16 protein-coding genes are annotated in these 19,437 nt (G+C 33.0%); 12 read left to right on the forward strand and 4 right to left on the reverse strand.

Going from position 1 to position 19,437, the window contains the following annotated elements:
* Nucleotides 1-1,491 (forward strand): SUMF1/EgtB/PvdO family nonheme iron enzyme, encoded by a 1,491-nt coding sequence (locus ACFPTQ_RS08570; RefSeq protein ID WP_379776361.1) that lies wholly within the window; start codon nucleotides 1-3, stop codon nucleotides 1,489-1,491.
* 21 nt (nucleotides 1,492-1,512) lie between these two features.
* Nucleotides 1,513-2,019 (forward strand): hypothetical protein, encoded by a 507-nt coding sequence (locus ACFPTQ_RS08575; protein ID WP_379776364.1) that lies wholly within the window; start codon nucleotides 1,513-1,515, stop codon nucleotides 2,017-2,019.
* A gap of 81 nt (nucleotides 2,020-2,100) precedes the next feature.
* Here ACFPTQ_RS08575 and ACFPTQ_RS08580 read toward each other — a convergent pair whose 3' ends face one another.
* The 3 genes from ACFPTQ_RS08580 to ACFPTQ_RS08590 form a co-directional block, all read right to left on the reverse strand.
* A complete protein-coding gene (locus tag ACFPTQ_RS08580) occupies nucleotides 2,101-3,045 on the reverse strand; it encodes a tRNA dihydrouridine synthase (protein ID WP_379776366.1) in 945 nt (314 codons plus the stop codon).
* A gap of 102 nt (nucleotides 3,046-3,147) precedes the next feature.
* Entirely contained in the window at nucleotides 3,148-3,933 is a 786-nt protein-coding gene (locus ACFPTQ_RS08585; protein ID WP_379776368.1) for an anti-sigma factor, read from the reverse strand.
* Between the two features lie 4 nt (nucleotides 3,934-3,937).
* Nucleotides 3,938-4,468: an RNA polymerase sigma factor gene (locus ACFPTQ_RS08590; protein WP_278035423.1), complete on the reverse strand. Its 531-nt coding sequence runs from the start codon at nucleotides 4,466-4,468 to the stop codon at nucleotides 3,938-3,940.
* Nucleotides 4,469-4,657: 189 nt separating this feature from the next.
* Between ACFPTQ_RS08590 and ACFPTQ_RS08595 the strand changes: the two genes are divergently transcribed.
* The 5 genes from ACFPTQ_RS08595 (at nucleotide 4,658) to ACFPTQ_RS08615 (ending at nucleotide 12,474) form a co-directional block, all read left to right on the forward strand.
* Nucleotides 4,658-5,227, forward strand: coding sequence for a glutathione peroxidase (locus ACFPTQ_RS08595; protein ID WP_379776370.1), 570 nt, complete (start codon nucleotides 4,658-4,660; stop codon nucleotides 5,225-5,227).
* A gap of 145 nt (nucleotides 5,228-5,372) precedes the next feature.
* Nucleotides 5,373-7,034, forward strand: coding sequence for a 2-succinyl-5-enolpyruvyl-6-hydroxy-3-cyclohexene-1-carboxylic-acid synthase (gene menD / locus ACFPTQ_RS08600; protein WP_379776372.1), 1,662 nt, complete (start codon nucleotides 5,373-5,375; stop codon nucleotides 7,032-7,034).
* Nucleotides 7,035-7,292: 258 nt separating this feature from the next.
* A complete protein-coding gene (locus tag ACFPTQ_RS08605; RefSeq protein ID WP_379776375.1) occupies nucleotides 7,293-9,725 on the forward strand; it encodes a hypothetical protein in 2,433 nt (810 codons plus the stop codon).
* A gap of 171 nt (nucleotides 9,726-9,896) precedes the next feature.
* Nucleotides 9,897-11,495 (forward strand): family 43 glycosylhydrolase, encoded by a 1,599-nt coding sequence (locus ACFPTQ_RS08610; RefSeq protein ID WP_379776379.1) that lies wholly within the window; start codon nucleotides 9,897-9,899, stop codon nucleotides 11,493-11,495.
* 124 nt (nucleotides 11,496-11,619) lie between these two features.
* Nucleotides 11,620-12,474, forward strand: a complete 855-nt coding sequence (locus ACFPTQ_RS08615; RefSeq protein WP_379776382.1) for a S1 RNA-binding domain-containing protein — start codon at nucleotides 11,620-11,622, stop codon at nucleotides 12,472-12,474.
* 605 nt (nucleotides 12,475-13,079) lie between these two features.
* Here ACFPTQ_RS08615 and ACFPTQ_RS08620 read toward each other — a convergent pair.
* Nucleotides 13,080-13,922 carry a hypothetical protein gene (locus tag ACFPTQ_RS08620; protein WP_379776384.1) on the reverse strand — a complete coding sequence of 281 codons (843 nt, stop codon included), beginning with the start codon at nucleotides 13,920-13,922 and terminating at the stop codon, nucleotides 13,080-13,082.
* Nucleotides 13,923-14,130: 208 nt separating this feature from the next.
* On the opposite strand from ACFPTQ_RS08620, the gene ACFPTQ_RS08625 reads away from it, so the two are divergent.
* From ACFPTQ_RS08625 to ACFPTQ_RS08645, 5 genes are all read left to right on the forward strand, one after another.
* Entirely contained in the window at nucleotides 14,131-14,961 is an 831-nt protein-coding gene (locus tag ACFPTQ_RS08625; RefSeq protein ID WP_188493539.1) for a 1,4-dihydroxy-2-naphthoyl-CoA synthase, read from the forward strand.
* Nucleotides 14,962-15,062: 101 nt separating this feature from the next.
* Nucleotides 15,063-16,052, forward strand: a complete 990-nt coding sequence (menA, locus tag ACFPTQ_RS08630; RefSeq protein WP_379776389.1) for a 1,4-dihydroxy-2-naphthoate octaprenyltransferase — start codon at nucleotides 15,063-15,065, stop codon at nucleotides 16,050-16,052.
* A gap of 131 nt (nucleotides 16,053-16,183) precedes the next feature.
* On the forward strand, nucleotides 16,184-16,861 hold the full coding sequence (locus ACFPTQ_RS08635) for a metal-dependent hydrolase (RefSeq protein ID WP_379776391.1): 678 nt from the start codon (nucleotides 16,184-16,186) through the stop codon (nucleotides 16,859-16,861).
* Nucleotides 16,862-16,977: 116 nt separating this feature from the next.
* Nucleotides 16,978-18,177, forward strand: a complete 1,200-nt coding sequence (locus ACFPTQ_RS08640) for a tetratricopeptide repeat protein (protein WP_379776394.1) — start codon at nucleotides 16,978-16,980, stop codon at nucleotides 18,175-18,177.
* Nucleotides 18,178-18,337: 160 nt separating this feature from the next.
* Entirely contained in the window at nucleotides 18,338-19,390 is a 1,053-nt protein-coding gene (locus ACFPTQ_RS08645; RefSeq protein ID WP_379776396.1) for an o-succinylbenzoate synthase, read from the forward strand.
* Nucleotides 19,391-19,437 lie beyond the last annotated feature (47 nt).

Consider the following 19,437-nt stretch of genomic DNA (forward strand, 5'->3'; position numbering starts at 1 on the left):
ATGAAAAAAAATATACTGATAATACTAATTGTGCTTTTTGCAAGTTACACTAGAACTGTTGCAAATAATTTGATAATGGGAACGCCAAGTGTAAGCGGAAATTCTGTTACTTTTACGATTAAATGGGATAATAGCTGGAATGTTACTACAGGACCTTCTAATTGGGATGCTGTATGGGTATTTGTTAAAAGGCAATCATGTGTTAATGGTGCCACAAGTCCTTGGATTCACGCCGATTTAGCAACTTCTGGTCAATCTGTTTCAGGGGCTCAACTTCAGGTTGATTTAGTTACTGATAACAAAGGGGTTTTCATAAGAAGAAATGCTCCAGGAATTGGAAATATAAACGAGGCAACAGTTACATTAACTTTGGCAACAGCTGTTGGGGCAGATAATATAGGTGTTTATGGAATGGAAATGGTCAACATACCTCAAGGACAATTTTATATTGGTGATGGTAGGGTAGATATGCGTAGTTTTTCAGAAGGTGGTACTAATGCTCCAAAATTAATCGACGCTTCTGTTCAAAGTAATGGTTTAGGTGCTGCTTCAAATTATCAAAAACAATCATTAGGTTCTGCAGGTAATTTACCTTCAACATTTCCACTAGGGTATAATCGTTTTTATTGCATGAAATATGAAATTACTGCTGCACAATACGTTGCTTTTTTAAACACACTTTCTTACAAACAACAATTGAGAATGCAACGTGATTATAATTCGAATACAACACCACCTACATCTCCGGCTGGTACTCAATTTCATTGTTGGCCTTGTTCTAATCGATCTGCGAATATTGTGATAGCAACACCGGCACAATCATTAACACAAATGTCTCCTGCGGTATATGCTAATGACTTTGATAACGATGGTGTATATAACGAAGATGAAGATGGTTTAGGTTTGCCAGTGGCATTGAATATGAAAAACTTCTTTGCATTTTTAGATTGGGCTGCCATACGTCCTATGACTGAATTTGAATATGAAAAAGTGTGTAGAGGACCTGTTACTCCTACAGCTAATGAATATGCTTGGGGTTCGACCGATTTATTCAGGGAATTTGATGTGGTAGATAGAGGAAAATCGACAGAACAAAATAGAAAAAATGGTTTAGGACCAACGAATAGTGGGTATAATACTTTTTATAGAACAGGTATGTTTGCTACAGCAAGTTCTGATAGATTGCACGCTGGAGCTACTTATTATGGCGTGTTAGACATGACTGGTGGAGTATGGGAATCTTGTATAGGAGGATGGGGTGTTGATTATTCAAATTTTACTACTGCCAATGGAGATGGTAATTTGTATGAAAGTGGAGAGTCAATGAATAATGGTTCAACAGATATGGCAGAATGGATTCCTAATAGAATTATTGTAAAGGGAGGAGGAGCAAACTGGGAAGGAGAATGGATGGGTGTATCGCCTCGAAATTGGGTGAATTTTGATAATTATCCTTTTTATCAAGGAGGTCGTGGAGTAAGATCCTACTAAATTACTTAATATTAATAAGTCATGAAAAAAATAATCTTATTGACCTTATTTTATTTTAGTTGCAATTACCTTCAAGCGCAAATTAGTTTGCCAAGTATGCGAGGGGTATTTTCTGGTGGGTTAAAAATTATTCCCACTATGTATTCTGGAGGGAAAGGAATTGGTTCAGATCAAAAAGAAATAATTCAAAATAATTGTACGCCTTTGATTGTTGAATCTATATTTTATGGAGGACAAGGATATGGTTCACAAGATAATGTTTTGTCTCAATCGATATGTTCGCCAGTTATTGTAGAGTCCATATTTTATGGAGGTCAAGGATATGGCGCTCAAGATAATGTTCTGGTACAATCTGTTTGTAGTACACCTGTCGTTGAATCCATTTTTTACGGTGGGAAAGGGTCAGGAAATATAGATAATTTTGTTATACAATCCATTTGTACTAATCCATTAACTGAATCCATTTTTTTTGGGGGTAATGGTTATGGTGATCAACAGAGTATTGTTATTCAAACCATTTGTCAATAATTAAAATAGAAAAGGATAAATGAACTAAACATAAGAAAGTTCATTTATCCTTTTTTTACCGATAGTTTACTAGTTGTATGTTTACCCCTCCTTTATAATCTCTCTCACAGCCTGCTCATAATTACGAATACTTTTCGCTTTTTTTATCTTTTTATGGACTTTGTGTGGGTTGGCAAAAATCACTGAAAAATATTCCCATAAGTGATGCATCTTCAATAAGATATGTGTAGCTCCCGATAAGGATTCGCTATAACCTGCATATAAAGTATCATGGAAATCACTAAACAATTCCATTTTATTAGAAGGATATTCGGAACTATTGTTTTTTATCATCGAAGGCAAAAATGGATCGGCAATTAAACCCCGACCTATCATCCAGTTGTCAATAGTTGGAAAGCGTTCCTGCATTTTTTGAAATTGTGCTACCGAGGTAATATCGCCGTTGTAATACAATTTTAGTTTTGTATTGTCTACACATTGCTGGAAACCATCTAAATTCACTCCGCCATTGTATAATTGTTTCCCAATACGGGCATGAATTGCCACATTCTTAATCGGGTATTTTTCTAAAAGAGGTAAAACATTCAGGATTTCTTCGGGAGTTTCATAACCCAAACGCATTTTCATCGAAACAATAATATCCGATTCGGCATGAACTCTTTCCAGAATATGATCAATTTTTTGTGTTTGGCAAATCAATCCGGATCCCATGCCAGATTTGGTTACCATTGGATACGGACAACCTAAATTCCAATTCAATTCTTTATATCCTAATTCCTGAACATATTTCGAAACAAATAAAAATTCATCCGCATCATTAGTAATGATTTGAGGAATAACTTCTAAATCCTGATTGTTCTCAGGAAGTAAGTCACGTTGGTAGGAAGATTTTACAACCAGTTTTCCGTTTAAGCGAATGTATGGAGAATAAAAAGTATCAATACCGCCAAAATATTTGTTTTGCGCATTTCTAAAACGATAATCGGTAAATCCCTGAAGAGGAGAGGAAAGAAGGGTATAGCTCATGAAAAAAATAATTGTGCAAATATAATCAATGCAAACTATAACTTTAAGAAACAAAAAAGACTTTCGATAGAAAGTCTTTTTTGTATTTAATATTGAAGAAATTTATACTTTACCCAAAGTGTATAATTGTTCTAATGTAGGCGTTAAACTACCTCCAGCAGGTTCCAGTGTAATTCCAAAAGCTTCAGCTTCGGCAATATTACTAACAGCAAAAAAGCGCTCATTGTTGTCTTTAAATTTATCCAATAAACCAATGCTGGTAGGTGTAAGAGGATTTAGTTTTAAAGCCCAAACTTGGTAAACCATTCCTTTTGGAGGTTCTGGTAATCCAGAAGCATCTACATAAACCGTTTGCGTTTCTTTGTTCCAATATACTTTTGCAGAAGATTCAGGGGAAACGGTTTGTCCTCCAAGTGTAACTACGGTGTTTTTATCGTCTTTGATAACAGCCAAATGAGTTTCGATAGCGGCTTTTTTAGTTGCTAATTCGTTACGTTCTTTTTCGATTTTTACTTTTTCTAAGTTGGTAGTTACTATTTGATTATTAGTAAGTTCTAATTGATTGTATTGAAAACCAATTCCAGCTAAGAGTATAATAGCAGCTGCCCAACCGATGTATTGAGACCAATTTCTTTTAGGACTCATGGTGATAACTTCAGGGGCGCTCAAGTTTAGTTTTTCTTTTATAGCAGCATAATTTTTAACCGATTGAAAAGGAGCAAAGCTAGACGATAAGGCCAACATTGATTTTTCGATTGCTATAATTTCGGCATTAATTTCAGGATATTTTTTAGCCATTTCAGCAACCTCTTCACTTTCGGTTTCTGATAATGAACCATAAACATAAAGTTCTAATATACCTGATTCTATATATTCTTTCGTTTCCATCGTACTATACTTTCAAATAGTTTCTTAAATCATTAATACAGTTTCTGTTGTGTGTTTTTACCGTTCCTAATGGAATTTCAAGTTCATCAGCAGCCTCCTGTTGGGTATAACCTTTAAAAAACAATAAGTCTATTATTTGGATACATTTAGGTTTTAATCGTTTGATGAAATCCTGCAGTCCTATTCCGTCTACTTTATTGGTCAATTTGTTATTGTCTTCAAATAGATTTACGAAATTATCTGAAGAAAGGTTTTTTTGACTGTTGTTAAAGTTTTTAGAACGCAATCTATCAATCGAAGTATTTCGTGCGATATTTAGAATCCAAGTGTAAAAACGTCCTTTATTTTCGTTATAAGTATCTAAGTTTTTCCAGATTTTAACAAAAACCTCTTGAAGTACGTCCTCCGCTTCTTCTGTGTTTTTGATTAAGTTACTTATAACCGCAAATAAACTTTTGGCATACATATCATAAAGATGTGTGAATGCTTTTTCGTCCTTTCTGTAAATTAAAGCTAATAATTCGTCTTGACTCATCGTTTTTATATTTTGCATTACAAACTTAGGGAAACTTATTTGATATCTTAAAACTTTTCTTAAAATTGGGTTTAAAATTCTTGTTTTTAATCTAATATAGAATATTTAACAACAGTTTAATACTTTTTATCTCTTTTTCAAAAGGAAAAATGAATGCAAATTACTTACTTTTATCAAAAATATATTTTTATGAAAAAAATAATAATGTTGGCTTTCAGTGCTATGTTTCTTTTTAGTGGATTCGTTCAAGCACAAAATAAAAAATCAAAAAAGGTAGATACGCAAAGTATTTATCAGTTTAAGGTTAAAACATTAGATGGGGAAACTTTTGATTTTTCTACTCTAAAAGGTAAAAAAGTATTAATTGTGAATACCGCTTCCAAATGTGGTTATACACCACAATATGAGCAATTAGAAAAAATTTATAAGGAATATAAAGCCAAAGGATTTACAGTTATAGGTTTTCCAGCCAATAATTTTAATGGTCAAGAACCCGGAACTAATGAAGAAATTGAATCATTTTGTAAATTAAATTATGGAGTTACTTTTCCGATGATGGAAAAAATTTCGGTTAAAGGTGATGACATAAGTCCGATTTATCAGTTTTTAACGCAAAAAGCAAAAAACGGAGTGAAGGATTCAGAAGTAAAATGGAATTTTCAAAAATATTTGATTGACAAAAAAGGACATTTGGTAGAAGTGTATTATTCTAAAACAAAACCGGATGCACCCGAAATTGTGAATTGGTTAAAAGAATAAATAATAGACAAAATGTAGAAAGCGATTTTTAATGATAAATTAGAAATCGCTTTTTTTTTGACATATGATCATTTAAAAATCAGTTCTAAAATTTATAAAATAGCAATCCATCTTTGTATCTTTGTTTCTTATTGAAAAACAAAGAATGATTTACCCCAAAATACCTTTAGCGCAAAGTATCCTTGAGATTTGTTTGGCCAAAGGAATACAGCAAATTGTCATTTCTCCAGGTTCCAGAAATGCACCACTAACCATAGGTTTTGCAAATAATCCTGATTTTAAATGCTATAGCATTGCCGATGAACGCTGTGCTGCTTTTTTTGCCTTAGGTATTGCACAACAAATCAAACGTCCGGTAGCTATAGTTTGTACTTCGGGTTCGGCATTACTCAATTACTATCCCGCCATTGCAGAGGCTTTTTACAGTCAGATTCCTTTGATTGTAATTTCGGCAGATAGGCCACAAAGTAAGATTGATATTGGCGACGGTCAGACCATCCGCCAAGAAAATGTTTTTGCGAACCACTCTTTGTACAATGCTAATTTATCAGAGGATGCATCCAAAGAAAATGATTTTAAAATCAATGAGGCAATAGATACGGCTTTTTATAAAAAAGGTCCAGTACATATTAATGCGCCTTTTGAAGAACCTTTATATGAAACCATATCAGCGCTTACAGTAGATGTAATGGTGAATCATTTTGCCAGTTTAAATTCCGTTAATCAATTAGAGGATTTAACTGAATTTGCTGCAAGCTGGAATCAATCGGCTAAGAAATTAGTTTTAGTAGGAACCAATGATCCTAGTTTGATTTCAAATGCAACCATTGAAGCTTTGGCTAACGATGAATCAGTTGTGGTGATGACCGAAACAACTTCTAATTTGCATCATCCGAATTTCATTTCTAATATCGATACGATAATAACACCTTTTACAGATGCTGATTTCGAAGAATTTTGTCCGGATATTTTAGTCACTTTTGGAGGAATGATTGTGTCTAAACGTATCAAAGCCTTTTTACGAAAATACAAACCCAAACAACATTGGCATATTGATTCTTCGCGTGCTTATGATACTTTTGGGGTTTTGACGAAACATTTTGAAGTAAATCCGGGTACTTTTTTCGAAACATTTTTACCTTTAACAACTGCTGTTAAAAGCGAGTATTTTGCTAAAATGGAAAAGATAAAGGTGCTTCGAGAAGAAAAACAAGAAGTCTTTTTATCAAAAGTTTCGTATTCTGATTTTTTAGTTTTTGACCGTATAATAAAAACTTTGCCTCAAAATAGCCAATTACAAATCAGTAATAGTTCCGCTATTCGATATGCCCAATTAATGAAAATAGATCCTTCAATAGAGGTTTTTTGTAACCGAGGAACTAGTGGAATTGACGGAAGTACTTCGACTGCTATTGGAGCAGCCGTAGCTTCAAATAAACCAGTTGTTTTTGTTACTGGTGATGTGAGTTTTCTTTATGATAGTAATGCGTTATGGAATGCTTACATACCCAAAAATTTTAAAATTATTCTGATCAACAATGGAGGAGGAGGTATTTTTAGAATTTTACCAGGACATGAAGAAAATGCCGTGTTCAATACCTATTTTGAGACATCGCATCAATTAACAGCAGAACATTTGGCTAGAATGTATGGTTTAGTTTATATAACTGCTTCTGACAAAGAAAGTTTAGTCAATGGTTTGAACGAATTATATTCACTGAATACTCAGCCAGCAATACTAGAAATTTTCACCCCAACAGCTGAAAACGATGTTGTTTTAAAGCAGTTTTTTAGGGAGTTGGTTTAAATGTAGTACTCAATTGCTGCCTTTTAATTTGTTTTAAATAATTCATTATAAGATAAATAGATAAACTCTTCTGTGGTTACTACAGAAGAGTTTTTTTGTTTTTTTAATACAGGACAGTACAGGTTAGTTAATTGGTTTGGAGTGTTTATTTTAGTAAACTTTAACTTATCTATTTGTTACCAAGTGTACTTTTGTTTGTAAGTTAGTTTGTAATAAATATAATTGAGGTCTTATCATTTAATATAAAATTTTTTTCACATGGTTAAAGCGTTATTGGGCAGTATAAATTATGGCTTAGTTTGTTTCTTCTTTTTTATTTCATTAGGTCTTTTACAAGCTCAGGAACAAAAAACAAACCCTGAAATTGAAAAAATATATCTACATACCGATAGAACCCGATATTTTATAGGTGAAGACCTTTGGTACAAAGCTTATGAGGTACGGGCTATTAATAATATATTGTACGATAATAGTAATCTTTTGTATGTAGAGTTAGTTTCATCTGATTCTAAAATAATAGCGCGAAATAAAACGAATATCGAAATGGGTTTGGGTTATGGCGATTTTAAATTAGCCGATTCGCTAGGGGTAAAACCAGGAATCTATCAATTACGAGCTTATACCAATTGGGATCGAAATTTTGGAGAAGACTTTGTTTTCAAAAAAAATATTGAAATCATAGATGCTTTTGAACTTAATTCTAAAGTTAAGAAAACAAATAATTTTACAGTAGAGACAAAAAATATTGTAAATATACCTAAGACCACAACCCAATTGGGTTATACGGTTAATTTTTTTCCAGAGGGAGGTTCCCTTCTTGAAAATGTAGCTAGTATGGTGGGATTTAAAGCAGTTGATGGTAGTGGAGTACCAATAGACATTTCAGGAGAAATTTATGATTCCGATAACGAATTGATTACAGCATTTCAGAGTTCATTTGATGGGATGGGAAAATTTTCAATATTGCCAACGGCAGGAAAAAGTTATTATGCTAAGATTAAAACAGCAACTGGTGCTGAATTGAAACAAAATTTGCCTCAAACTATTAAAACAGGGTATGTCCTAGGGTATCGACTTTTTAAAGGAAGAAATATCGTTACGATTAATACTAATGATGCCACCTTAGTTCAAAATCCTAATGCGCAATTAACAGTGGTTTGTAAAGCAAAAGGAATTCCATATTTAGAAACTACGCAAACACTTACATCATCAACTTTATCTTTTGAATTAGGTAAAGACAAGATGCCGGAAGGGATAAGCCAAATCACATTAATAGATGATAATCGTAAACCGCATAGTGAGCGATTAGTGTTTTTTGAAAAAGATAAAGATTTAGTGGTGCAACTAGCTACAGATAAAGCGAGTTATCAACCAAGTGAAAAAGCGACTATTACTGTTGGTTCAAAATCTAAAGAAGGTCAAGTAAAATCGGCTAGTTATTCCATGAGTGTTACCGATCTGAATGGAATGGAAGATAACGAGTTTGAATCGAATATTTGTTCTTATTTTTTGATGGAATCTGATATTAGAGGGAAAGTGTATCATCCCGCTTATTATTTTGATTCAAATAACCCAAAACGTTTAGACCATTTAGATAATTTACTTTTAACACAAGGCTGGCGAGATTTTCTTTGGAAAACAGTTCCTCAAATTAAAGAATCAAACAGTTTTAAAGTTGAAAAGGGAATTACAATTTCAGGGAGAGTCAAACAAGTTTTTGCCGACAAACCACTTGAGAACAGTTTTGTTTCATTGTCTTTATTGAATAAAAAACGAAGAAACTTTTTTAGTGTGAAACCTGATACTGCTACAGGAAATTTTAAATTTGAGAATATAATGTTTTCTGGAAAAACCAATATGTTTTTAAGTTCAATAAATGAAAAAGGAAAATTCAGAGGCGAAATTCTTTTAGATTCCATCGAAAAAGAGCCTATACCGGTTACTTTTAGAGAGAATTTTAGTAATTGGTCTAAAATGGCATTACAAGAGGCGCAGAATGTCTTTAGAAAAAATGTAGCTTTTGGAGTAAAACCTGAAAACATTTTGGATGAAGTAGCTATAGTTTCCAAAAAGAAAACTACTTCAAGATCGTTTTTTGGATTGCCTGAAAATAGCTACATAGCGGATGCAGATGCAAAAACTTTTACTAATATTTATGAATTAATTGCTCAAAAAATTCCAGGAGTAATGTTTAATGGTGATTCAGTGACTTTTATTCGTAATAATGCTTCACCTTTTTATGTATTGAATGGTTTTGAAGTAACCAAACAGGAAATTGACGTTATTCAGCCTATTGATATTGAGAGAATTGATGTAATTAGAGGATTGCAAGCAACAATGTTTTTTGGTGAAGCGGCTGAAAGTGGATTTATAGCCATTTATACCAATCCAAATGCGCCAAAAAGGATTAAAGAAAAAACATATGCTATTCAAAAAGAAATCGATGGTTATTATGTTTCAAGAGTTTTTTATTCACCTACACCAGAACAGGTAAAGTTAGATTTAGATAATAAATTGGCAGTAAGAAACACATTGTATTGGAATCCTTATGTTCATCCTGATAAAACAGGTGTTGCAAATGTGAGTTATTTTAATACAAAAGTAGGAACTAAAGTAAAAGTAGCTTTAGAAGGGATTACTGCAACTGGAATCCCAGTGGTAAAAACAGCATATTATACAATAGTTAAGTAATTTTAGTTAGTTTACAGCTAAGAAAAACAAGCTTTTATTTTTTTTCTATTTTAATTCCTGAGTAAAAATAGAAAGATCTTGTTTAGGAGTTTTTTTATTGCTAGACAGTACAGGATGATTGAATGTTTTTTCTAAGTTATTTTAGCTTTTCTAATATTCAACAAAATGATTATGAAGAATAGTTCGGTTCGATTTAGTTTTCAGCTATTGCTAATTACAACGGTTTTTTCATTTGTAAAAACAAAAGTTGTTGCACAATTTCAAAATATAAAAAATGATATTTTTTGGGATACAAAAGAGGGATTGCCAATTTATAGCCAGGGTGGCGGAATTTTTAAGTTTAAAGATTCACAAACCGGGATTGAAAAATATTATTGGTACGGTGTTCATTATGAAGAGGCTGAGAAGTACAGAAAAGATCCTTCACTAACATATCAAAATTGTACATTTAAATCGGTAACATGTTACAGTTCTACTGATTTAGTAAATTGGACTTTTGAAAGGGATGTTCTTACTGATAAGCAAGCATTTCCTGATGAAAAAAAAAACTGGGTCGGGCGTTTGGGGGTGGCTTTTGTAAAAGAAATGAATAAATATGCTTTGTTTGTTCAGCATGGTAATCAGGTTTTGGTATCATTAGCCAATACTCCAACTGGAGATTTTATTTGGCATCAAAAAATAAATATGCAAGCTTGGATTGGTACCACAAATACTGGAGATCAAACCATTTTTACTGACGACGACGGAAAATCCTATCTGATTTATTCTTACGGTAAGGGACGCAACAAAATATATGTTTCTGAAATTGGTGTAAAAAAAGGGAAGGTTACTATTTTGGATTGTACCAAAGTTTTTCAAGGAGAAAGCAGAGAAGGGAATTGTATGTTTAAATACAAAAATAAGTACTACATGGTAGCCTCTAATATTTATGGTTGGGATTCGTCTTTTGCGTATTATTTGGTTGCTGATAATATTAGAGGGCCTTATTTGCCTACTAATGAAATGCAAATTATTAAGGGTTCAGAGGAAGATTATGCTCATGTTACACAAACTGGATTTTTTTATACGATAAAACGAAACGGTAAAGAAACAGTAGTGTATTGTGGTGACCGTTGGGCTAATTTTGCAGGTAATGGTTTAGGATATAATCAATGGTTTCCGCTTTCATTTAATGGTACAACTCCTTATTTTAATTCGCTAAGTTCATGGAATTTGGATGAAAAGTCAGGAGATTGGACTGTTGGTTCGGATAATAATTATGTAAAAAACGGTAGTTTTGAAGCCGATAGAAATAAAATCCCGAGTAGTTTTAAACCTGTTCAGGAACAATTATTGGGTTGGAAAACAACTGTCATCAAAGGGAATCCAATTCAGATAAAAAGCGAAAATTCTCCACAATTGAATTATTTTAATACCGAAAGTGATCGAAAAAAAGTTATTGGAGAAAAAAGTTTGAATATCACTGATAAAGCCGATTTTACAAGAGAGATTACGCAGCAAATTACTAGTACTCCTTATGTTTCTTTAGAAGATGGCTTGTATAATTTGACGGCCAAAGTTAAAAATAGCGTAGGTTTCAATGAACTTAAAATGTATGCGAATAGTGGTGGTGTCGATTATAAATTTAGTATTGAGAATGAAAATTCTTCTTGGACTAGCATTCGCATTTCAAATATTGTGGTAAAAGATGGTAAAATAACAATTGGATTTTTTGCTAATGGAAAAGCTAATTCATTTTGTTTAGTGGATGATGTGACTTTGGTGAAATAATAAACACAGATTAACAAGGGTTTTTTAAAAAATATACTTTGTCTTCTTTGCGAAAAACTTTGTGTCTTTTGTGGTTAAATTATTTCTTAACATCGTACCTTTGCCACTTATAAAATGGAATACAATGCTTAAAATAGGAAAATACAATAACTTAACTATATTGCGTGATACTAAAGTTGGTTTGTTTTTGGGCGACCCAGAAACGGATCCTGAAGGAATTCACGATGTATTACTACCCAATAAATACGTTCCTAAAGTATTTGAAATTGGAGAAGAAATAGTTGTTTTTGTGTATTTGGATCACGAGCAACGTCCTGTTGCAACTACTTTAGAACCTTATGTTTTATTGAACGAATTTGCGCTTTTACGTGTAAATTATATCAATCAAGTGGGGGCTTTTATGGATTGGGGTATGGAAAAAGATATTTTAGTTCCTTTTAAAGAACAGGCTCGTCCAATGGAAAAAGGAAAGCGTTATCTGGTTTATCTTTACATGGACCCAAAGACGAATCGTTTAGTGGCTTCTAGTAAAACCAATCAATTTTTGAGTAATGATGAACTAACTGTTGAGAAAAACGAAGAAGTAGATTTGATTGTTTCTCATATTACCGAAATTGGGATTAATGTAATTATCAACGAAAAACACAAAGGACTTTTATACAAAGACGAAGTCTATGATGATAGTATTCGTACTGGAGACAGAATGCGTGGTTACATTAAAAATATCCGTCCTGATCATAAAATAGATGTTTCGTTGCAAAAATTAGGCTATGAAGGAGTCGAACCTAATGCTGATAAGATATTGTACGAATTAAGAGCTAGCCGTGGATTTTTAAGATTAAATGATAATTCGCATCCAGAAGATATCAAAACGGTGCTTAAGATGAGTAAAAAGACTTTTAAGAAAGCAATTGGTGCTTTGTACAAAGAAAAACTGATAGAAATTAAAGAAGACGGAATTTATCTCGTAAAAGAATAAAAAAAAAGAAAGACTAATCCTGATGGTTAGTCTTTCTCTTTTATAAGCTCTCTTATTTTTGGACAACTTATAACTTATTAAACAATTGGAAACTATGTTGTAGTTTCACGTTAACCGTTCTTTCTTTATCTTTTTTTAACGCTAATTGAAGTTTGGAATCTCATTTTGCATTACCGCCTTTGGTAGAAAAAATAATGTTGGATTTTACACATTCATTTTAAAGATATTATATCTGTGTATAGTAATCCAAACGGGTTACCGTAGGTGCTACTTTGAATAAATTCTAACCGCTTTTAGTGTTCCCCAATTGGGCTCTTTCTTTCCGTAGAACAAATTTAATAACATACTAAAAAGAGTGATAAAGCTTGTTGATTTTTTCAATATTCTTTTTTTTAGTTAATAAATCAGTTAGAAACTCTGTAGCTAATTTGAATTGTAAATTATCCACCAATTCTAGAACTAACTACATCTAAAATTAATAAAAAAAAGTTTTAGTTGATAGAAAAAAAAGGATATAATCGTAAAAATTAACATTTTTAGGACTTTAACCTGAGAATGATTACTCTTTAAAATCAATACTTTTTCAAGGTCAGAAAACGGAAAAATCATTTGTATTTTGAACTTACATTTTCTGATTTAGTTACAATTTCTTGAATTACAGTATCTAATTCTTCGCTGGAAACAATTATACTGTCTATTAAAAATTCCTTTTCTTCTTCACTATTTTTATTCTCTTTAAGTAAGTTGGTTATAGCTAATATTCTGGATAAAGGGGTTCTAACCACATGCGATTGTATCCAAGTAATTTCTTTTAAAACGGCATTTTGAGTTTCAATTTTAGAAGTATGCTGGATATTGTTTTTAAAACTTTCCTCAAGGCCATTAAATAATTTAGGAACTAAGGAACAAATTAAAAAGCTGAGGAAGATTAAATTGGAAAAAACAGCGAAGAGTTCGTTGGTTTTAAACGTTACCAGATGTGAGGGTGTTAATTCAAGGTAATAAAGACTGATATATAAAATGGAGATGTATAAATTGATGAGTGCTGGTGTAAATTGATTTTTAAAGGTGTAAATAAAAGTAGATAAAAAACAGGCAGCTAGTAAATAGAGTGTACTATTTAAACCAACAAAATAGATAAGTGAAAAACTTAAGGTATAGACTGTTCCAATAAATAAGAGTTTACGTTTTTTAATCTTAATTCCTTTTTTAATACCAATGAACAATGCCATAGTAACGGATAGTAAATCAATCCAAACCATAGCATAGAGTTTGGCATCAATAGCCCAAATTACAGATGGGACTAGGGCAATAACACTTAGAGGGATGATGTAAACAATAGTATTGGCAAACATGTCATCGCGCCAAAATTTTAAATCCTTCTTTTCTTCAGAAGAAATTAAAACATTCTGTCTAACTACGGATATGTATTTATTCCATAAATTCATAACAAAACTATATTTATGGTAGGAAATATTGTAAATATAGAAAAAAAATGAATTAAAAGCGTTTTTTAAGTAGGAATTTTTAGATTAACGGATTTGCTCTATAAACAGTGATTTTGCCGATTAAATTCTTTTTATTAAAATAAAACTTCGAATAGATTAAGTCTAAAAAATGAATTAATTTTACACTATAATAATTAAAACCATTACAATGGATTGGATAACTGCTAAAGAATACGAAGATATCACTTATAAAAAATGCAACGGTGTTGCTAGAATTGCTTTCAATAGACCAGATGTTCGAAATGCCTTTCGACCTAAAACTACTTCAGAACTTTTAGATGCTTTTCATGATGCCCAAGAAGATACTTCGATAGGTGTTGTCTTGCTTTCTGCTGAAGGACCAAGTACTAAAGATGGAATTTGGTCGTTTTGTAGTGGAGGGGATCAAAAAGCACGTGGACATCAAGGATATGTAGGTGAAGATGGTTATCATCGTTTGAATATTTTAGACGTTCAAAGATTAATCCGTTTTATGCCAAAAGCAGTTATTGCTGTGGTTCCAGGATGGGCTGTAGGAGGAGGTCATAGTTTGCATGTAGTGTGTGATATGACTCTGGCTAGTAAAGAACACGCTATCTTTAAACAAACCGATGCTGATGTTACTAGTTTTGATGGAGGTTATGGATCGGCGTATTTAGCTAAAATGGTCGGGCAGAAAAAAGCCAGAGAAATTTTCTTCTTAGGACGTAATTATTCCGCTCAAGAAGCTTTTGAGATGGGAATGGTGAATGCAGTTGTTCCTCATGACGAATTAGAAGCTACCGCTTACGAATGGGCTCAGGAAATATTAGCAAAATCACCTACTTCAATCAAAATGCTAAAATTTGCCATGAATCTTACTGATGATGGTATGGTTGGGCAACAAGTTTTTGCTGGAGAAGCCACACGATTAGCTTACATGACAGAAGAGGCTAAAGAGGGAAGAAATGCATTCTTAGAAAAAAGAAAACCAAATTTTGAAAAGAAATGGTTACCTTAATTCAGTAAGCAGAATGCAGTTTTAAGTAAGCAGTGACTGAACTGATTATTAAACGAATCGATTTTTAAATTTTGTGCCTTTGTGGCAAGAAAAAAGAATATATGAAACACTGGATTGAAGCCGCGAGATTGCGCACTTTACCTTTATCGGTATCAGGAATTATAGTAGGAAGTATGTATGCTTTGGCTAATCCTACCGATGCAATATTAACACCAACAGAAGTATTTAATTGGAGACTTTTTGGTTTTGCGATTCTTACAACCTTAGGATTGCAAATTCTTTCCAATTTTGCCAATGATTATGGCGATGGTATGAAAGGAACAGATAATGAAGACCGAATAGGACCTAAACGTGCTATCCAAAGTGGTGTTATTTCGCCAACTGCTATGAAACGCGCTATTGTAATCACCTCGTTTTTGACTTTGCTTTCGGCAATTGCATTAATTTATTATGCTTTTGGATACGAGCATTTGTACTATTCAATTTTTTATTTGGTATTAGGAATTTTAGCGATTTTATCGGCTATTCGTTATACAGTTGGGAACACAGCTTATGGATATCGCGGATATGGCGATTTGTTTGTTTTTATTTTCTTTGGCTTAGTTAGTACTTTAGGCGTTAATTTTTTGTATTCAAAAGAGGCAGAGCCTTTGCTTATTTTGCCAGCAATGGCTGTAGGTTTTCTAAGTGTTGGGGTTTTAAATCTAAACAATATGCGAGATGAAGCCTCGGACAAAAAAGCGGGTAAAAATACCATTGTGGTCAAAATTGGAGGAGAAAAAGCTAAAAAGTACCACTATTTTTTAGTTGGTGGCGCAATGTTTTTAGTGTTCCTTTTTTCAGTTTTATTTGATTTATATGCTGATCCTTATCCAGGGCAAATTAATTTTGATTTATATCTTTTTCTTGTAGCTTATATCCCTTTAATTAAACATTTAATAAGGGTTTCAAAAAATAAAGAGCCTAGAGATTTAGATCCAGAATTAAAAAAGTTAGCCTTAAGTACTTTTGCGCTTTCGGTATTGTTGTCATTGTGTATGATTTACTTTTTCTCAGATATTATTGTTAATGCCTTTTTAGGCGGAAGATAAATTACAGTTTGCAGTTTTTAGTTTATGGTTAATAGTTATTAGTTAAATTATTCAATAAAAGAATATTTGTTTAAAAAATTAATTTTTAAAAATCTGCATAAATCTGCGTGCAAATATAAAATATAAAAAATATGAAAATAACCTATTACGGACACGCTGCTTTAGGGATTAAAGTAGGTGGAAAACACATTATTGTTGATCCTTTTATTTCGGCAAATCCATTAGCGGAACATATAGATATTAATGAATTAAAAGCCGATTATATTTTGATCACGCACGCACATGGAGATCATGTTTTGGATGTAGAAGCTATTGCGCAACGAACAGGAGCAGTTATCGTTTCTAATGCTGAAATTGCGGGTCATTATGCAGCCAAAGGTTTTCAGGCACATCCAATGAATCACGGTGGAAGTTGGAATTTCGACTTCGGAAAAGTAAAATATGTTAATGCGGTGCATTCTAGTTCGTTTCCTGATGGAACTTATGGGGGAAATCCAGGTGGTTTTGTAATTGAAGGCGAACATAAAAACATTTACATTGCTGGCGATACTGCTTTGACTATGGATATGAAATTGATTCCTATGCGAACCAAACTCGATTTGGCTATTTTCCCTATCGGAGACAATTTTACGATGGATGTTAAAGACGCTATTTTAGCTTCTGATTTTGTGGAATGCGATAAGGTATTAGGCTATCACTATGATACCTTTGGCTATATCAAAATTGATCATAAAGCGGCAATTCAGGCCTTTTTTGATAAAGGAAAAGACTTAATGCTGCTTGAAATAGGTGATAGCATCGAATTGTAATTTTTTTTAGGAGCTATTTCCAGATGGAAGTGAAAATCCTCTGGTGGCGAACCACGCCACCAGAGGATTTTCACTTCCATCTGGGCTAGTTTTGTATCGTTAATAAACTATATTTAGTGAAAAAAATAATTTTTGTGCTATTCGTTAGCATTTTTTGTCAGAGTGTTTTTGCTCAAAAAACCGGTTATTGGGACAAGGAAAGAGCAACCTATAAAGAAATTATGGTTTCGGCACGAGACCGAATTGTTGTAGAAACCGATGATTTTCCTGCAGGAACCACCGAATTAATTTACAGAATTACATTGCTTGATGATAATCAAAAAATGGCTGGAAGTCTGGTTTCTGTTTTGAAATCCATTCCGGACCCAACAGGGATTAGTCAGGGTTCGGCAGGAGCTGTTTTTTTGATGTCTAAAATCTCAGGAGATGATAAATGCAAATATGCTATTTTTTCCAAAAGTGATTTGGCTAAAAATTACGGAACCACAGGCGAAACTGTCGATGCTTGTTTGGTGCAAAATACCGCCATTAGTAAAGATGCTAAGCGACTTTCTATTGATAAATCGGCTTGTTTGAAATCCAATGCTACTAAATTGTATTTTGGTTTCGAAAGCTCGAATTGGATTATGAAACAAAAAATAGTGCTAGAAGTAGTGCCGTGGGTGGATGCAAAATTAAGTAGAGGATGGACACTTGAAAATAGAAAAAACATCATCAGTCAGTGTAAGACTTCGGCTTTAGCTCGAAAAATGGCTAATTCGGATGATTTTTGCGTTTGTATTGCCGAGAAAATCCAAAAACAATATACTTTTCAGGAATTCCAAAAACTTTTGCCTATGGAACAAACTAAGGCGTATAAGGATTTTGGAGCGAGTTGTTTTGAAGAAACCGGAATTGCTAAAACGATTTTTAATGATTTAAGAACGAAAGCTTCAGTTAATGTTCAAAAAGGAGATTTTGGTGCGGCTATTAAAAATTACAATGAAATAGTAAATCAAGGTAAAGCAACGGCTACGGATTATGCTAATTTAGGGAATGCATATTTATTGACGAAGCAATATGCTAAAGCAATCAAAGCGCTAAAAGAAGGCGAAAAAAAGGATGATACCGAATTGTTAGTCAAAATGAATTTAGCGCATGCTTATTTGTTAAATGGCGAATTTGCCAAAGCAAAAAGTATTTACAAAGAATACCAAAATCAAAATGTAACCGAAAGTTTAAGTTGGACTCAAAAAATCAAAGATGATTTTCAAGCTTTTGCGAAAGCGGGAATCCAAAATGATAATTTCGAAAAGGTTTTGAAGTTGATTAAATAATTATCTTAAACCATTAAGGAATTAAGTTTAGTTAAGGTTTTTGCTTAATTATCTTAAAATCTTAATGGTTTATTATTTATTAATTGTTAGTTCGAGCGTTGTAGGGAACGATATTAACCTTAGCGAAAAACTTTGCATCCTTTGCGGTAAAATATAATAAATGAAAGCAACATACCATAAATGCATCCTCAATTTTAAACGCCCATCCGGCACTTCTCGTGGTGTTATGAATGAAAAAGAAACCTGGTTTCTTGTTCTGGAAAAGGACGGAAAGCGAGGAATAGGAGAGTGCGGAATCTTAAGAGGATTAAGTGCTGATGACCGACCAGATTATGAGGAAAAACTACAATGGACTTGTGCTAATATTCATTTGGGCAAAGACGTGCTTTGGGAAGCATTGATTGAATTTCCCTCGATACAGTTTGGAGTCGAAATGGCTTTTCTATCCTTAGCAAGTGAAACACCTTTCTTGCTCTTTCCGTCAGCCTTCACTAATGGGGAGAAATCAATCGATATTAACGGTTTGATTTGGATGGGTGAGGCTGCTTTTATGAAGGAACAAATCGAGGAAAAATTAGCTCAGGGATTTGGTTGTGTCAAACTTAAAATTGGCGCCATAGATTTCGAAAAAGAACTGGAATTACTGCGTTATATTCGTCAATATTTTACTCCGGAGCAGGTTGAAATTAGGGTAGATGCTAATGGTGCTTTTGGTTTAGATGAAGCTTTAGATAAATTAAATAAATTATCTGGATTTCAATTACATAGTATAGAACAGCCTATTCAAAAAAACAATACTGACAGGATGTCAGAACTATGTAAAACTACGCCCTTTCCTATTGCTTTGGATGAAGAATTGATTGGTGTATTTTCATTGGAAGAAAAAGAACAATTACTGCAAGAAATCAAACCGCAATACATCATTTTAAAGCCAAGTTTTGTAGGTGGTTTTAAAGGAACTCAAGAGTGGATTGTCTTAGCGGAGAAATACAAAATAGGCTGGTGGATAACCTCGGCTTTAGAGAGCAATATTGGGCTAAATGCCATTGCGCAATGGACGTATACTTTGCAAAATCCGATGCCTCAGGGTTTAGGAACTGGAGCGCTTTATACTAATAATTTTGATTGCCCACTGGAAGTTTCAGCAGGGCAATTATGGTATAAAACAAATAAAATTTGGGATTTTGATTTTGAACAATTAGTTGTTTTATAGATTTTTACTTAGCTTAGTTGTAGTTATAATTGAACAGAAGTGATTTT

It is taken from the genome of Flavobacterium sp. GCM10022190 (genome assembly GCF_042656445.1).
Lineage (GTDB): Bacteria > Bacteroidota > Bacteroidia > Flavobacteriales > Flavobacteriaceae > Flavobacterium > Flavobacterium nitratireducens.

Coding starts and splice junctions, on each gene's coding strand:
- ACFPTQ_RS08575 (WP_379776364.1), top strand. CDS start 1,513: ATGAAAAAAATAATCTTATTGACCTTATTTTATTTTAGTTGCAATTAC.
- ACFPTQ_RS08620 (WP_379776384.1), bottom strand. CDS start 13,922: ATGAATTTATGGAATAAATACATATCCGTAGTTAGACAGAATGTTTTA.
- ACFPTQ_RS08585 (WP_379776368.1), bottom strand. CDS start 3,933: ATGGAAACGAAAGAATATATAGAATCAGGTATATTAGAACTTTATGTT.
- menA (WP_379776389.1), top strand. CDS start 15,063: ATGAAACACTGGATTGAAGCCGCGAGATTGCGCACTTTACCTTTATCG.
- ACFPTQ_RS08635 (WP_379776391.1), top strand. CDS start 16,184: ATGAAAATAACCTATTACGGACACGCTGCTTTAGGGATTAAAGTAGGT.
- ACFPTQ_RS08610 (WP_379776379.1), top strand. CDS start 9,897: ATGAAGAATAGTTCGGTTCGATTTAGTTTTCAGCTATTGCTAATTACA.
- ACFPTQ_RS08605 (WP_379776375.1), top strand. CDS start 7,293: ATGGTTAAAGCGTTATTGGGCAGTATAAATTATGGCTTAGTTTGTTTC.
- ACFPTQ_RS08590 (WP_278035423.1), bottom strand. CDS start 4,468: ATGAGTCAAGACGAATTATTAGCTTTAATTTACAGAAAGGACGAAAAA.
- ACFPTQ_RS08595 (WP_379776370.1), top strand. CDS start 4,658: ATGAAAAAAATAATAATGTTGGCTTTCAGTGCTATGTTTCTTTTTAGT.
- ACFPTQ_RS08645 (WP_379776396.1), top strand. CDS start 18,338: ATGAAAGCAACATACCATAAATGCATCCTCAATTTTAAACGCCCATCC.
- ACFPTQ_RS08570 (WP_379776361.1), top strand. CDS start 1: ATGAAAAAAAATATACTGATAATACTAATTGTGCTTTTTGCAAGTTAC.
- ACFPTQ_RS08615 (WP_379776382.1), top strand. CDS start 11,620: ATGCTTAAAATAGGAAAATACAATAACTTAACTATATTGCGTGATACT.
- menD (WP_379776372.1), top strand. CDS start 5,373: ATGATTTACCCCAAAATACCTTTAGCGCAAAGTATCCTTGAGATTTGT.
- ACFPTQ_RS08580 (WP_379776366.1), bottom strand. CDS start 3,045: ATGAGCTATACCCTTCTTTCCTCTCCTCTTCAGGGATTTACCGATTAT.
- ACFPTQ_RS08625 (WP_188493539.1), top strand. CDS start 14,131: ATGGATTGGATAACTGCTAAAGAATACGAAGATATCACTTATAAAAAA.